The organism is Mariniflexile fucanivorans (assembly GCF_004341235.1).
GTDB classification, from domain to species: domain Bacteria; phylum Bacteroidota; class Bacteroidia; order Flavobacteriales; family Flavobacteriaceae; genus Mariniflexile; species Mariniflexile fucanivorans.
In genome coordinates this window covers 45,011-58,651 of sequence record NZ_SLUP01000012.1, presented here as the reverse complement: position 1 = coordinate 58,651, position 13,641 = coordinate 45,011, and the positions used below count along the sequence as shown (strand labels likewise).

Below are 13,641 nucleotides of genomic sequence, written 5' to 3'. Positions count from 1 at the left end.
TTTCTACTAATGCCGCTTTAATTGATGAACTCCCTATGTCTAATCCTAAGTAATACACAAGTTTTATGATTTAATTAATAATTTTTACTTCTTTATAAACTTCAATTGACTACCCAAATCTTTTTTTAAAAAAATAAATACCTATAGTTTGATTGAAAAATATAATTTAGTGCAAAATTAGTTTTAGGCTTAAAGAAGTAATGGTAGAAATTAATCAACTTATAGAACAAATGATGCGTTTACTTATTTAGTGATGTTTTTTAAGGTTGTAACTAGAAAGAGTTTTGTTTGAAAACACCATACCTTTTGCACTTGTTCTATTTAATAAAAGAATACTTTTTACCTTATGAAAAAAACATAAATATATCTCTACATAACATTAATTTTATAGTGAAGTCGTTTAAACTTTTATTTTATTAAATTTATTTAGAGCAATTATTATGAAGGCTAAATAATTAAAGCCTAACCAGCTATCTATTGTTGTGTCAAACCTATTGAGCAACGACCTAAAACTGTCCATCCACGTATTTGTTCTTTCAATTTTATATCGTTCATTATAAAGCAATTGGTCAAAATAAACATCTCTATCTGTGATACCATTTCTTTTGTTGAAACTGTAAAAAACGGCAAGACAATACCACCCTCGGCGGTAAAAAGTAAGCATAGATAAATTATCAATAACTCATTGTATTGCATTAGTTTAAATCTGTAAATGATCTGGTTCAAATTATCCGCTTTTAATGGTTGTCATCATCCGCCTTATCCAAATTGATTGGCGGTCTGCCCTTTCTGATGGCTTTTTCCAATTCTTTCTTTATTGGTAATGTCTTATTGCTCAATGCAAAATTTTGCCAATTCGGTAAAGTCATATTTTTTTTCCAATTTCCTTATTAAATGGACACTACGCTTAAAATTTTTAGTGTTATTGACTAAATCGCCAGAAAATTTTACCCTGTTCGCGATGATGTGGATGTGCTGGTGCTGTTGTTCGATATGCCTGTGTTCAATGTATTGGTTGTCATCAAACCCCATACCCTGTAGATGGTTCCAACCCTGTTATATAAATTCTTTATCCGCTAAATTATCTTCATGTGGAAGATTTAATGAAACATGATATACCGCTTGTTTAGACTTAGATCTAATTGCCTGACAAGATTGAATTCCTTCGTAATGGTAGCGGTTTTTCCATATGAAATATTGCATCCTAGAAATAACCTTTCCTTTTTCTGCCTTCCTTTCGCGGTAAGCTAGCAGTCCATAAAAGTCCTTTCCTTTAATCTGGTCCGCTATCATTTATTTACAATATTTAACTTTAACTGGTCAATGGTTTCTTTCAACTCTAACAATTCTTTTTGGAGCAATTTTGGGGTGTGCATCCCCAAATGTGCCTTTTTCGTCAATTGGTTCAAGTTGTTCCCGATACGGCTCAATGCCACAAACAACTGTCTATCGTGAGGCGTGACTTTCGTTCTTGGCATCGCCTTACCGGTTGTCTTTCTTCTTATATATTCCGGTATTCCGATACCCAAACAATTTGCACTATCCGATACAATCAAAAAATCATTGACCGTCATTCTAACATTAATGCGAATCGCCTTTAGTGATTGAATATCTTTTTTTGGTCTTGCCATAATTGGAAATTTTGAGGTAATATCTTATTGTACCTGCGAACGAAGTGAGCAGTTTTTGCTTGCAAAAACATGGCTTGCTTCGTGACTACCAACAGACTTTGGCTTTTTATCCTACTAACTTTTTGTTGTCAATAAGCGTTCTTATGTCGTTAGGGTAAAAAAGAACCCTGCCTTGAATGGAGATTCTTTTTAAAAGATATTTTCTGATCCAGAAATAAATGGTTAGTCTTGAAACCGAGAATTTTTCGGTAAGGTCTGAAATAGTCAATAATGTATCTTCAGGTTTGGAATTTGAAGAATTTGTAGATGGTTCTGAGCCGATTTTGAAAATTTGCTTCTCTTGACTGTGAATGGGAATGTACTCTTGGGTACCGTCACCGTTCATTACATATATTCTTTTCATTTTGTTAGATTTTGGTTTGTTTGATATATAGCAAACCTACCAACATTTGACATCATGAAATGGCTTTAACGTACATGCTGTATGGTACGGTAAAATGGTTAACAGAGTTTTACGTCCTCTAACGTTATTTTAAGTGAAGTTTCCGCCTCAGGCACTTGGAAGTATGTATAGGGGTCATTTACCAAAAATTGTAAAGTGGTTTTGTAGCGGGCTTTTCCATGGGCGTTGTCCTCATGTATTTCCAATTTTTGACAAGTTAACTTTAAAACTATTTTGAAAAAAGGGTGTGAAAACAAATGGAGAGGGAGAAAAAAAATAAGGGTAGAAGGAATCAGACTGTTAGTCCACCATTTTGCAAATATGGAAAAAATCATGATTACCTGTCATATATATTTATATATGTATATATATGTGCATATATACATACAATTAGATGAAATAGCTAAAAACCAAGTGAATATCATCTTTTTCTTCTTTCTCCCTAGCCACAAAAAAGCACCCGTTAGGGTGCTGGATGAAGCGGATCAATATTAATCTGAAACAAGAATGAATAATGAAATTTAAAAATCAGGGGCACAAAATAGAGAATGAAAATTTTCGAATTTGAGAAGAAAATCTCGTACGCCCTCATTCAAGCATAAATCCTTTCCCATCAAATATTCTTTACAAACCTGTTTTCAATTTTACTTAACCAACCATATGCTAATGGGGCTCGGCATGGAAGAATAAAGTCTAAGGGAACTTTTTTTCTAAGTTCTCTTAGTCTTTATGAGCGGTCTTGGGCAGGTCTGTGGAATGGAGGTAAAAGATCCGGGATGATGAGCGAAGCGAAGTCATTTCGGAACTTGAAACCGTAATGAAGCAGGCTTGCCAAAAGACTTGGGGAAGCCCCATAAAGCATCCAAACTATTCTTCAAATAATCAAGCAACACAACTAATCGATGACAGGGCTTACAGTAGAGTTCGCATTCAATTTTAATATATATAAAACAAAGGGTATATAAAAACTACCAAAAAAGATGCTTATCACCTTTTGCAAATAAACACTCTAAACATCCCCAAATGACAGAAGCAGGAACCCCGCTTGGTTAATGACGCTAACCTCTATCAATCAATTTAACGTACACTTCATCATGTACGGCAAAGCCTTTATATAGATTTAAACGGTAGTAAGTTTGACAAATGTCAAACAAGCCAAAATTCAACAAAATTAAAAACGCATAAGGTTTACTGAACGGATGGACGCACGCCCGAATCCAGGGGTTGTGTCAACCAAAATCCATTTGGATACAACTTAAAAACAGAACCTATGAAAAAAATCGATAAGCTACAATCTACAGGATTATCTTCCTCTGAAATCCAAGTATTGGAGATGATACGCAACAAAAGGTTCCTATCCATCAAATTAATAATCAAAAATGGGGAGGTTGATGCAATTGAAGGTTTGGAAAGAATAAATACTGGAGAACGTATCATTGACGTTTTGAAACAGCACGATTATCAAAATTTGGAAATCAAACAGAGCAATGGCAAGATTGTCTGTGTAAACAGGATATTCAAGAAAAAAATCAACCCCAACACCAAAAGTTGTTAACAAGCAATTCATAAGTATGTGATAAAATAGTAGTCCCAAGAGGGATTCAATCAATTAAAAAAGGTAAATTAAAGCCTGCTTTTACAAATACGGTAGTGACCTATAAGACAAAGGAGCTGCCAATATTTACGGGAAATGTCAAACTCAATAATTGAGCTAAAGCAGAAAAATAGAATATTCAACAGCGCATGGCTTAAAACTTATAAAGGTTTTGAGGATTACTTGGAAGAAGATGCGGAAAAGACCGTAGAACAACTTCAAGAACTCGCCAATATAGTTTGCGGCCATGTCCAAAAAGGGAGCACATGAACTTAGATGTATTTGAACAATTTGCTAAAAAGGAAAAGGGAAGGATTATTGGAAAAAGCAATACGGCCGTTATTTACACCCGTGTTTCCAGTAAAGAGCAATTTGACAACAATGCCAGTCTAACAACCCAGCTTAAGTATTGCCAAGAGTATGCACTTAAGAAAGAATTGGAAGTAATGGAATATTTTGGGGGAACTTATGAATCGGCAAAGAGCGATGAACGTAAGGAATTCCAAAAGATGCTGGACTATGTCAAAAGGAGAAAGAACATTGGCTATATCATTGTCTATTCCTACGACAGATTTTCAAGAACAGGTGCGAACGGGGCGTATATAAGCGGGCAACTAAAAAAGCAGGGAGTGGCCGTGATTTCGGCCACTCAGGAAATTGATGTAACCACAAGTGCCGGTACGTTCCAGGAAAACCTGTACCACATGTTTTCCCACTTTGACAACCAAATCCGAAGGGATAAATCCATTACGGGAATGCGGGAAAAATTACGAAGGGGATACTGGACGGGAGCCTACCCATTTGGATACACCAATACAAATCCGGGAAAAGGGAAGATTCCGAATTTCGTGATTTCAGAAGAAGGAAGGTTGCTAAAGCGAGCCTTTTTATGGAAAGCAAACGCCAATATGTCCCATGTTGAAATTGCCGCACGCCTGAAAGAAAAGGGGTTGAACATAAAAGCAAAAAAATTGACCGACCTTTTTAGAAATCCTTTCTATTGTGGGCTTATGGTCAATGGCCTGATTCCCGGGGAGGTAATCCAGGGAAAACACGAAGCCCTGATATCGAAAGAAGTTTTCCTTAAGATCCATAATTTACTTCATGCCGGGGACCCACCTAAGAAATATTCGTTCGATGATGAAAATCTGCCATTGAAAATGTTTATCAGATCTTCGGTTTGCGGAACACCCTACACTGGATATGTCGTAAAGAAAAAAGGCCTGTATTATTACAAGAACAGGCGTAAGGGCAGCAAAGAAAACAGAAGTGCCAAAAAGCTCCATGAAGAATTTTTAAATGTATTGGGCAGGTTTGCAATAGCCGATAAAAAATATATCGCACCCTTGACCGATATCATACACGGCACCTTAATTGATAAAAACCAAGAGGCACTTAACGACCAAAAGCGATCGGCCAAAGAACTTGACCAGCTCCAAGAACGGATAGATACATTGGAAAGAAGGTTCGTTGTGCTGAACGAAATCACAAAACCTCAGTACGACCTTTTTATGCCGGAACTTAAAACCGAAAAAAGAGAATTGGAGAAAAAACTGGGAAATGGGGGAATAAATAGTTCGAACCTTAAAAAATCCATAAAAATCGCACTTGATTTTGCCTGTAACCTACCTTTGTTGTGGGAGTTAGGCGATCTGAAAACCAAAAGGGCCATACAATATATGGTGTTCCCCGACGGAATTGGGTACGACTTCAAAAACAAGGTGGTTCGAACTTTCAGGGTCAATGAAATTTTCGGTGCAATCTGTTTATTTTCAAGGGGTTCGGACGATATAAAAAAGGGGACTTCCCACGCAATTTGCAGAAAATCCCCTTTAGTGACCTCGACTGGATTCAAACCAGTCCCACAATTCTTAATGTTTATAAGGGTTTTGCGATGTTAATTAATGTAAGGTGTTACAATAACTACCTTTTTAATTGAATTAGTTTACTTAAAATTGTCCTTCAATCTGAAATAAATATACAAAATTTTAATGAACAAATAAGGTTAAAAAACATCAAAACTTAAGATATATTCTTAGTATGATTTCTTGATATTGACTTCAACTGATATTATTCATATTCACTTTTGTTGGGAAATAGTTCTACTATTATAACAGAAATATGTACACATAAATCCCAATAGATTACTCATGGAATAATTTACTATCTTACTGTTATAATATGGATATAGATAATTGCCTGTATCTTAAAGTATGAGCTTTGAACTCGTTTTTGAAGCTAAACATAAATGCTTAGTCTTTTCTAATTTAAATGTAACATAACCAGACTCATAAAGTTTTTACTATATATTTAAACAACTTTAAAGTAAAAAACATATAAAAAAGATATCTTTAAAAATAGAATATTAGGAGCTAATTTAACACATAATTCAATGAAAATGTTGCAATTCCCATCCAACCTTCCCCTACATTCTCTCCGCGAGTTATGACATTTATTTCTCTTCCGAATCCCAATGAAATTCCTGTATTCCATTGATTTGATAGATTATATAAATAGCCCGCATTTACCCAAGGTTGTATGACTAAATTATAAGTAGTTCCAGATGTTGGAAATGGTGTGTTTATACCATCCTTCCATTTTGTCCACATATTCCAAGCATCTAAAGAAGCTCCAAAAACAAAGTTGCCTTTCCAATATGGAAGGTATTTCACTATACCAAAACTTCCTCCAAATCCCTTAGCAACTTCATCATCATTAAACCCACTAAAATCTTCACGATTAGCAAAATTACCTCCTAGCCTAAATCGAAGTGCCCAATCTTCCTTTATGAAAATATTAGAAGTTATCATGGGCATATAACCAACTGGGTATAATTGTAATTCGGTTCCTATTTCTATTTTTCTCTTAATATTACTTTCATCTGATTGTGAAAACAATTGAATTGAAACTAAAAGAATTGCAATATGTAATGTGTGCTTAAAATTCATTTAATTGGAGGTTTAAATTAAAAATTATTAACTATTAAGGAATTATACGTTTTCCAAAATTGATTAAAATTTTAGGTTTAAGATATCCTGTTTCTCGGGTTTTTATCTCACCATTAATATCTATTATAAATAATGACGGATAAGCACGAATATTATATTTCTTCATTAATTCATTTCCTTCCTTAGTTTCACCATCGATAGCAATATTTATAAAATTGGCATTAAAATATGCACCTGCCTCTTCATCTTTAAAAGTTGTTCTCTTTAATAATTTACAGGGTCCACACCACTTAGCATACACATCTAAAAAAATGGGTTTATTTAAATCTTTAGCTTTTAACAAAGCCTCTTTAAAAGTGCCTTCAAAAAATTGAATACCCTTTGCATCATGCCCTTCGCCTGTTTTAGGTTCTTTAAAGCTGTACAATCCTACAGCTACAAAAAACATTAATCCTAAAAATAATACTGTTTTCATGGTAAGATATTTTATAATTATGTCAGTTTTTAAAAAAAAGTTGGTAAATATCCCAAATCTGTCCCTTTACTGAAGATAGTTTGCTGTCCTGCTGCTTGGTTTTTAAGTTTAATCATTGTCGAGTTCTTGGTTTTTTTTGGTTTAAAATATTCCATTTTTAAAATATAGACGCAGTGAAACTGATTCCCTGACAAGTTTAAATCAAAATTTGCATTTAAAACTGAAATTGTTTGTCAGGATTATAAATTTTTCCGTCTATCATCGCAATGAAGTATACAAATAACTATTTCAAAACTACCGCTATACTCCTTTTCGCACTAAACGAAAATGCACAGAGTGTTTCAAAACCAATTGCTTGCCAAAAAAAGCAAAAGGTTTTGTTATGGAAAAACATGAATGAACGTGTTTTAAAAACCATCCAAAAAACAAAGCTTCCCTATTTTATTTCTGATGAAACCAACCAAATTGGTAACACTTTTGGTCAAAAAATATCATTTGCTATACAGAAAGTCATTTACAAAGGTTTTGATAACGTTATTGTTATTGGTAATGATTGTATTGAACTGCAATCAAAGTATTTACTTGAAGCAAGTAATAAGCTAAAAACAAATGATGTTATTTTTGGTCCTGATTTTAATGGAGGAGCTTATTTAATTGGAGTTTCAAAATCAAGTTTTGATATTGAAAAATTTGCCGCTATTTCGTGGCAAACTTGTACTGTTTTTAATGAATTAAAAGAACTTTATTGCAACCATAATACTGCTTTTCTACCCGGTTTGAATGATTGCAATTCGACTCCCGATTTTAAAAAAGTAATCCATAGATTGTCTTATTCTAATCCTTTTAGACATCTAATTTTTTCACTACTTCAAGATAAATTCTTTATTCATCATTGTGAAACTACTTTTGTTTCTTATGAAAAGTATTTTTTTAATTTCAACAAAGGTTCTCCTTTTTCTGTCCAAATTCTTGTTTAGATTACATTTTTTTTAAAACTAATTATTATATCCAATGAAGCAATTTTTATTTTGGGCTTTGTTGCTATGTGTTTCAACTATAGCAAGTGCCCAACAAGACCTTACGGTCTCTGTTATTGATTTTGAAACTCAAAAACCAATTTCAAATCTTACGATACAATTATTAAACTCATCTCGAAATATATCAATTGAACAATCAACTAATGTGCAAGGAAAAGCAATTTTTAGAAACATTCCTGCTCTTGATGGTTATCAGGTTTTGTTTGAAGAAACAACTGATTATGCGGCCAAAAATTCAGATATTTTAAGTGTCCGTTCTAATCAAAACCCAAATGTGATTTTGGTTCTACAAAAAAACACACCCCAACAATTACAAGAAGTTGTTATTTCTGCCAATTCAACCACAAAAATCAATCGTCGTGATGCCGAAGTGTCTTCGGAATTGAGAGCTACCGAAATTCAGGAAATTCCTGTCGAGGGTCGTGATATTACCAGAGTTTTGTATCGTTTACCCAATGTTACGCAAGCCACAGGTTTTTATCCTGAAGCTCCCAATGTAAGTATTAATGGCGTTAACGGCCTTTTTACTTCTTATTTAATTGACGGCATGGACAACAACGAACGGTTTCTTGGCGGACAAAAATTCGAGATTCCATCTGGTTTTGTAAAAGATATTACGGTATTGACCAGTAATTTTTCGGCAGAATATGGACTGACAGGAAGTGGAGTTGTTGATATCACGCCCCGTTCAGGATCCAATAAAACGACTGGTGAAGCCTTTTTTATTACAAGACCTGGGCCATCAATTGATGGTAGCTCTCCGTTTGCACAACGCGATTTATCTGGGAATCAAGTAAAAGATGGTTTTGCCCGTTATCAAGCTGGTGCTGGTATTGGTGGCGCTTTTGTAAAAGATAAGACTTTTTATTATTTCAATTTTGAACATACTACCGATGTAAAAGACAATTTATTGAATGTTCCCGCTTTTGGCATTACTGAAACCGTTAGAGGCAATAACACCTTTAATTATTTCTCTTCTAAAATAGACCAAAATTGGAATAAAAATTTTAGAAGTTCGTTTCGAGCTAATGTTGGTTTAATTAATATTGAACGTCAAGGTGGTGGATTAGATGGTGGAGCTGCCTTTCCGTCTTCGGCTAGTACGCAAAAAAGAAATAGTGTTTTATTGGCTTTGAAAAACTCTTATAATTTTGGAAAAATAAGTGGCGAAACCAATGTTCAATACAGTCGTTTTAACTGGGATTATGCCAATTCATTACAGTCAAATTCTTCTCAAGTGGTTGTTTTAGGTACCAATGATGAAACATTAGCTATTTTAGGTCATCCAGGTTATTTGTTTAAAGCTGTTGAAAATACGGTGCAAGTGCAACAAAAATTCAAATACTATTTAGCCAATCATACTCTTAAAGCTGGGTTTAATTATATAAGAGGAAGTCATGAATTGTTCGGTGGTGGCAATCCAAACGGAAATTACACGGTTAAATTAAGTCAATCCCAAATAGATGCCATTAAGGCTAGTGGTGTTGGCAGTGCTTTAGACATCAACGACATACCGGCTGATGCTATCATTGAAAATTATAATGTGGAGTTGCGTCCAGCATCTTTTGGTACCCATCAAGATATTTATTCAGCTTATATAGAAGATTTATGGTCGGTGAATGATAAACTAAATATTACGTTGGGTTTGCGATATGATTATGATAATTTATCAAAAGGTGGTAGTAACAAAGGTGATTATAACAACTTAGCCCCACGTTTTAATTTCAATTACAAACTAACGAATAACAGCAGTATTCGAGGTGGATATGGCATTGCTTATGATAAAATTAATTATGCCGTTTACAGTGATGCTTTGCAACAAAACACCAAATCGGCAGATTATAGAACTCAATTGCAGGAATTTATCAATTTGGGGATTTTGCCTGCCCATACGAATCTTGATGCCATTACCTTTAACGGAAATATTTCGGCTAATTTATCGGATATTCCTTATTTGCAAGGACCATCAGGAGATGTATTACAAGATCAACGTGAAGGCGCTTTTTCCAACGAAAGAAGAATATTAAACCCGAATGGTTATGACAATCCGTATTCTCATCAATTTATGTTGGGTTATCAACTTCAAGCTGATGAAAACAAATTGTTTTATGTAGATTTGGTTCATATTAGAGGTGAAAATTTATTCCGTTTGCGAAATTTGAATGCTGCTGCTGAATATAATATTGACCCAAACAACGTTATTATTAGAACAACAGACGAAGCAGATGCCACTCGACCAATACCAATCGCAAACGGGAGTGCAATTATTGAAGGACAAACTGTAACTGGTGTTGCCAGAAATGTTGTGATGACTGAAACTAAAGGGAAATCAAGATATTATGCTTTGAGTTTAAATTATCAAAAAGCAAAAGGAAACGATAATTATTCGTACAGATTAAATTATACCTTGTCCTCCTTGAAAAATGATACAGAAGATATCAACTTTAGAGCAATGGATGGGAATAATTACGGCAACGAATGGGGTTATTCCATTAATGATAGAACGCACAATATCAATGGCATTTACAGTTATTATCCATTTGCAGGAACTACGATTACGTTGGCGGGATTGTTGCAAAGTGGGCAACCTATAAACAGGATTCCACTTGGTTTTGGTACTACCGATTTGAATGGTGATGGTTCCGGTTTTGGTGATGCTTATGTAGGCAATAGCGACCGCTATCCTGGCGAAAGCAGAAACAACGACCGTTTGCCTTGGAGTACTACTTTTGATATTGGTTTGCAACACCAATTGAAGATTTCAGGAAACAATAAATTGGAATTTAGAGCCGATATTTTTAATGTTTTCAATGCTGAAAACTTGAGTGGTTATAGCAATAATGCAACACAGAGTAACCAAATTCAAGGCGGTTCAAAAGCGAGTGGTTTATTTACACAGCGCAATGCATCACCCCCAAGACAGTTTCAATTTAGTGTGAGATATTTGTTTTAAAATATTTTATGAAACTGCAAAAAAAATAAGAAAAATGTTTATACTCAATGCAAGTGAGCCAAAGGAATTGGCTACTTATTTACAAAAACAACAATGGCTTGGTGCTGAAGAAACGATACTTTCGTTAACAAAACCGGGTGAAGGCAATATGAATTATGTGTTGCGTGTGGATACTGGAACGAGAACTTTCATTTTAAAACAATCACGGGCTTATGTTGAAAAATATCCACAAGTGGCTGCTCCAGAAAAACGTGTGATTACTGAAGGTGCTTTTTACGAAAAGATTTCGAGTAAAAAAACAGTTCAACATTATATGCCAAATTTGATTGGAATTGATGTTGAAAATAATGTCATCGCATTAGAAGATTTAAGTAAAGCCAATGATTTTACGGTTTTGTATGATTTAAAATATCAATTAAAACCGGAGGAACTTATTCAATTAATTGCGTATTTGAACGGTTTACACGCATCTTTTCAAAAAATAATTATTGATAATGAATTGGCAAATCTGGAATTGCGAAAGCTTAACCACGAACATATTTTTCATTATCCGTTTTTAGGAGATAATGGTTTTGATTTGAATACGGTTCAAGAGGGTTTGCAGGAACTGGCTTTGCCATATAAAAAAGATGTCCGTTTAAAACAACAGATTTCGGTTTTAGGAGCACTTTATCTATCGAGAGGAAAGTATTTGTTGCATGGTGATTTTTATCCTGGAAGTTGGTTAAAAACAGCTGATGGCATAAAAATTATCGATCCGGAATTTTGTTATTACGGTTCGAGAGAATTTGATCTGGGCATTTTAACGGCACACTTATATTTAACACAACAAGATGCAACTTTACATTCGATTGTAGTTACTGAATATGAAGATTATCCTGAATTGAATTTAGATATCATGGATGGATTTACAGGAGTTGAAATTATGAGACGCTTGATTGGATTGGCCCAATTACCGCTGAAAATGGATTTGAAAACAAAAAAACAATTGTTGAAGTTTGCAAGGACTTTAATTTTAAAATAATTGAAAATGAAACTTAAATTATTCCTTTTGTCTTTATCATTTGTAAGTCAAATACAAGCACAAACCAAAGTATGGTTTGATACCGACATTATGATAGGAATGCCAGACAAAGAAGCCCGTGAAGTAGACGATGGCATTACATTGATAATGGCACTCAAGCAACCACAAATTGAAATTGTAGGCATCAGCAATATTACTTATGTAGATTACGGATATGGTGTTATTCAAAAAATTCTGAATTGGCACAATAAGGGAGAAACTATTCCTATATATAAGGGTTCTCCAAATGCCGATGATTTGGGCACAGAAAATGATGCAACCAGAGCTATGTATAAAGCTTTAAAAAAAGAAAAACTGACCATTTTGGCACTTGGACCAATGACCAATATAGCGACTTTGGTAAAAAATCATCCTGATATTATTCCGCAAATAGAACGAGTGGCCATTTGTGCTGCCAGAACACCCGATTTGCCATTTAATCCTGGTAACGGAAAACTAAATGTGTTTGACTATAATTATGAGTTTGATGAAGCGTCAATGAATGTCTTGTTGAATTCACCTATTCCGTTAGAATTTGCAGGTTATGAACCGAGTTCTTACACACATATTGACAACATTAATTTGTTAGCCAGTTTGGATATGACCAATGAAGCCGATAAATGGTTATTTGACATTGTGCAACCTTGGATGGAATTGAACAAGAAGTATTTTGGTGTTCGTGGATTTATTCCTTTTGATTGCTCTACGTTGGGAATTGTTACACATCCCGAATATTTTACTTATTATGAAAACATTCCCATAAAAGTAAATTATAAAAAAAACGATGCTTTAGAAATTCAACCTGACAAACCGTATAAAAATTTCCTCGAAGTGTCCTATAAATTTAAAACCAAGAAAAAAGTAAAATATGCCCGAAGAGCTTTGCAAGGTTTTGAAGAGAAGATATTAGAAACTTTAAGTGCGACGAAATAAGTAATTTATGTTAATATTTTAACGATTTTTAAAACAAATATCTAAATATCACTAAATTAGTAATAAATTAAAACTAAAAATTATGAATACATTTACAAGAGCAGTATTTGCTGGAATTATTGGTACAATTGTTATGACCCTTTTTATGGTTTTGGGTGCCAAGATGGGAATGCCTAAAATATCCCCTCCGGATATGTTATCGAGTATGTTGGGAATATCTCTCACTTTGGGGTGGAGCATGCATTTTATGATAGGAATCATTTTTGCATTATCCTACTCTTATTTGTTTGGACCCAGGGTAAAAATAAATAATATTTATTTCAAAGGAATCACTTTTGGGATTGCGGCTTTTGTATTTGCCCAAATTATGTTGGCTATAATGGGGACTATTTTTCCGATGCCAATACAAGAAGGAAACATGGTTATGGTAATAATGGGCAGTGTTGTAGGTCACATTGTTTTTGGGGTTACGGTGGCTTTGATCGCAGGACCTATTTTAGCAACGAAATTAAATTCATAGGATAGGGCATTTTCTGTTATAATAAATTTTTAAATGCTGAAGAAA

The 13,641-nt window shown here is 34.2% G+C and carries 14 protein-coding genes and 1 pseudogene; 7 read left to right on the top strand and 8 right to left on the bottom strand.

Annotation, left to right across the window (positions count from 1 at the left end; all coding sequences use genetic code 11):
• Positions 1 to 400: 400 nt before the first annotated feature.
• From EV196_RS20175 to EV196_RS19085, 6 genes and pseudogenes are all read right to left on the bottom strand, one after another.
• Positions 401 to 610, bottom strand: a pseudogene (locus EV196_RS20175) (IS5/IS1182 family transposase); the annotation flags it as partial.
• A 127-nt stretch (positions 611 to 737) separates the two neighbouring features.
• A complete protein-coding gene (locus EV196_RS20270) occupies positions 738 to 869 on the bottom strand; it encodes a hypothetical protein (protein WP_262711351.1) in 132 nt (43 codons plus the stop codon).
• The gene (locus tag EV196_RS20335) at positions 829 to 1,032 is read right to left on the bottom strand and encodes a relaxase/mobilization nuclease domain-containing protein (protein ID WP_132219386.1); all 204 of its coding nucleotides are present in this window, start codon (positions 1,030 to 1,032) and stop codon (positions 829 to 831) included. The genes EV196_RS20270 and EV196_RS20335 overlap by 41 nt, the downstream gene beginning before the upstream one ends.
• Positions 1,033 to 1,056: 24 nt before the next feature.
• Positions 1,057 to 1,293: a hypothetical protein gene (locus EV196_RS19095; protein ID WP_132219385.1), complete on the bottom strand. Its 237-nt coding sequence runs from the start codon at positions 1,291 to 1,293 to the stop codon at positions 1,057 to 1,059.
• A complete protein-coding gene (locus EV196_RS19090) occupies positions 1,290 to 1,631 on the bottom strand; it encodes a plasmid mobilization protein (protein ID WP_132217513.1) in 342 nt (113 codons plus the stop codon). The genes EV196_RS19095 and EV196_RS19090 overlap by 4 nt, the downstream gene beginning before the upstream one ends.
• 106 nt (positions 1,632 to 1,737) lie before the next feature.
• A complete protein-coding gene (locus tag EV196_RS19085) occupies positions 1,738 to 2,034 on the bottom strand; it encodes a helix-turn-helix transcriptional regulator (RefSeq protein ID WP_132219384.1) in 297 nt (98 codons plus the stop codon).
• Between the two features lie 1,309 nt (positions 2,035 to 3,343).
• Here EV196_RS19085 and EV196_RS19080 point away from each other — a divergent pair.
• The gene (locus tag EV196_RS19080; RefSeq protein WP_132219383.1) at positions 3,344 to 3,628 is read left to right on the top strand and encodes a hypothetical protein; all 285 of its coding nucleotides are present in this window, start codon (positions 3,344 to 3,346) and stop codon (positions 3,626 to 3,628) included.
• A 305-nt stretch (positions 3,629 to 3,933) separates the two neighbouring features.
• Positions 3,934 to 5,568 (top strand): recombinase family protein, encoded by a 1,635-nt coding sequence (locus tag EV196_RS19075; RefSeq protein ID WP_132219382.1) that lies wholly within the window; start codon positions 3,934 to 3,936, stop codon positions 5,566 to 5,568.
• Between the two features lie 471 nt (positions 5,569 to 6,039).
• On the opposite strand, the gene EV196_RS19070 is transcribed toward EV196_RS19075, so the two are convergent.
• The gene (locus EV196_RS19070; RefSeq protein WP_132219381.1) at positions 6,040 to 6,615 is read right to left on the bottom strand and encodes a hypothetical protein; all 576 of its coding nucleotides are present in this window, start codon (positions 6,613 to 6,615) and stop codon (positions 6,040 to 6,042) included.
• A 34-nt stretch (positions 6,616 to 6,649) separates the two neighbouring features.
• Complete coding sequence (locus EV196_RS19065; protein WP_132219380.1) at positions 6,650 to 7,090, bottom strand: thioredoxin family protein; 441 nt, start codon at positions 7,088 to 7,090, stop codon at positions 6,650 to 6,652.
• Between the two features lie 266 nt (positions 7,091 to 7,356).
• On the opposite strand from EV196_RS19065, the gene EV196_RS19060 reads away from it, so the two are divergent.
• From EV196_RS19060 to EV196_RS19040, 5 genes are all read left to right on the top strand, one after another.
• A complete protein-coding gene (locus EV196_RS19060; RefSeq protein ID WP_132219379.1) occupies positions 7,357 to 8,067 on the top strand; it encodes a DUF2064 domain-containing protein in 711 nt (236 codons plus the stop codon).
• A gap of 34 nt (positions 8,068 to 8,101) precedes the next feature.
• Positions 8,102 to 11,080, top strand: coding sequence for a TonB-dependent receptor domain-containing protein (locus EV196_RS19055; RefSeq protein ID WP_132219378.1), 2,979 nt, complete (start codon positions 8,102 to 8,104; stop codon positions 11,078 to 11,080).
• A 34-nt stretch (positions 11,081 to 11,114) separates the two neighbouring features.
• Positions 11,115 to 12,104 carry a phosphotransferase gene (locus EV196_RS19050; RefSeq protein WP_132219377.1) on the top strand — a complete coding sequence of 330 codons (990 nt, stop codon included), beginning with the start codon at positions 11,115 to 11,117 and terminating at the stop codon, positions 12,102 to 12,104.
• Positions 12,105 to 12,110: 6 nt separating this feature from the next.
• Entirely contained in the window at positions 12,111 to 13,076 is a 966-nt protein-coding gene (locus EV196_RS19045) for a nucleoside hydrolase (RefSeq protein ID WP_132219376.1), read from the top strand.
• 82 nt (positions 13,077 to 13,158) lie between these two features.
• Entirely contained in the window at positions 13,159 to 13,596 is a 438-nt protein-coding gene (locus EV196_RS19040) for a DUF6789 family protein (protein WP_132219375.1), read from the top strand.
• Positions 13,597 to 13,641 lie beyond the last annotated feature (45 nt).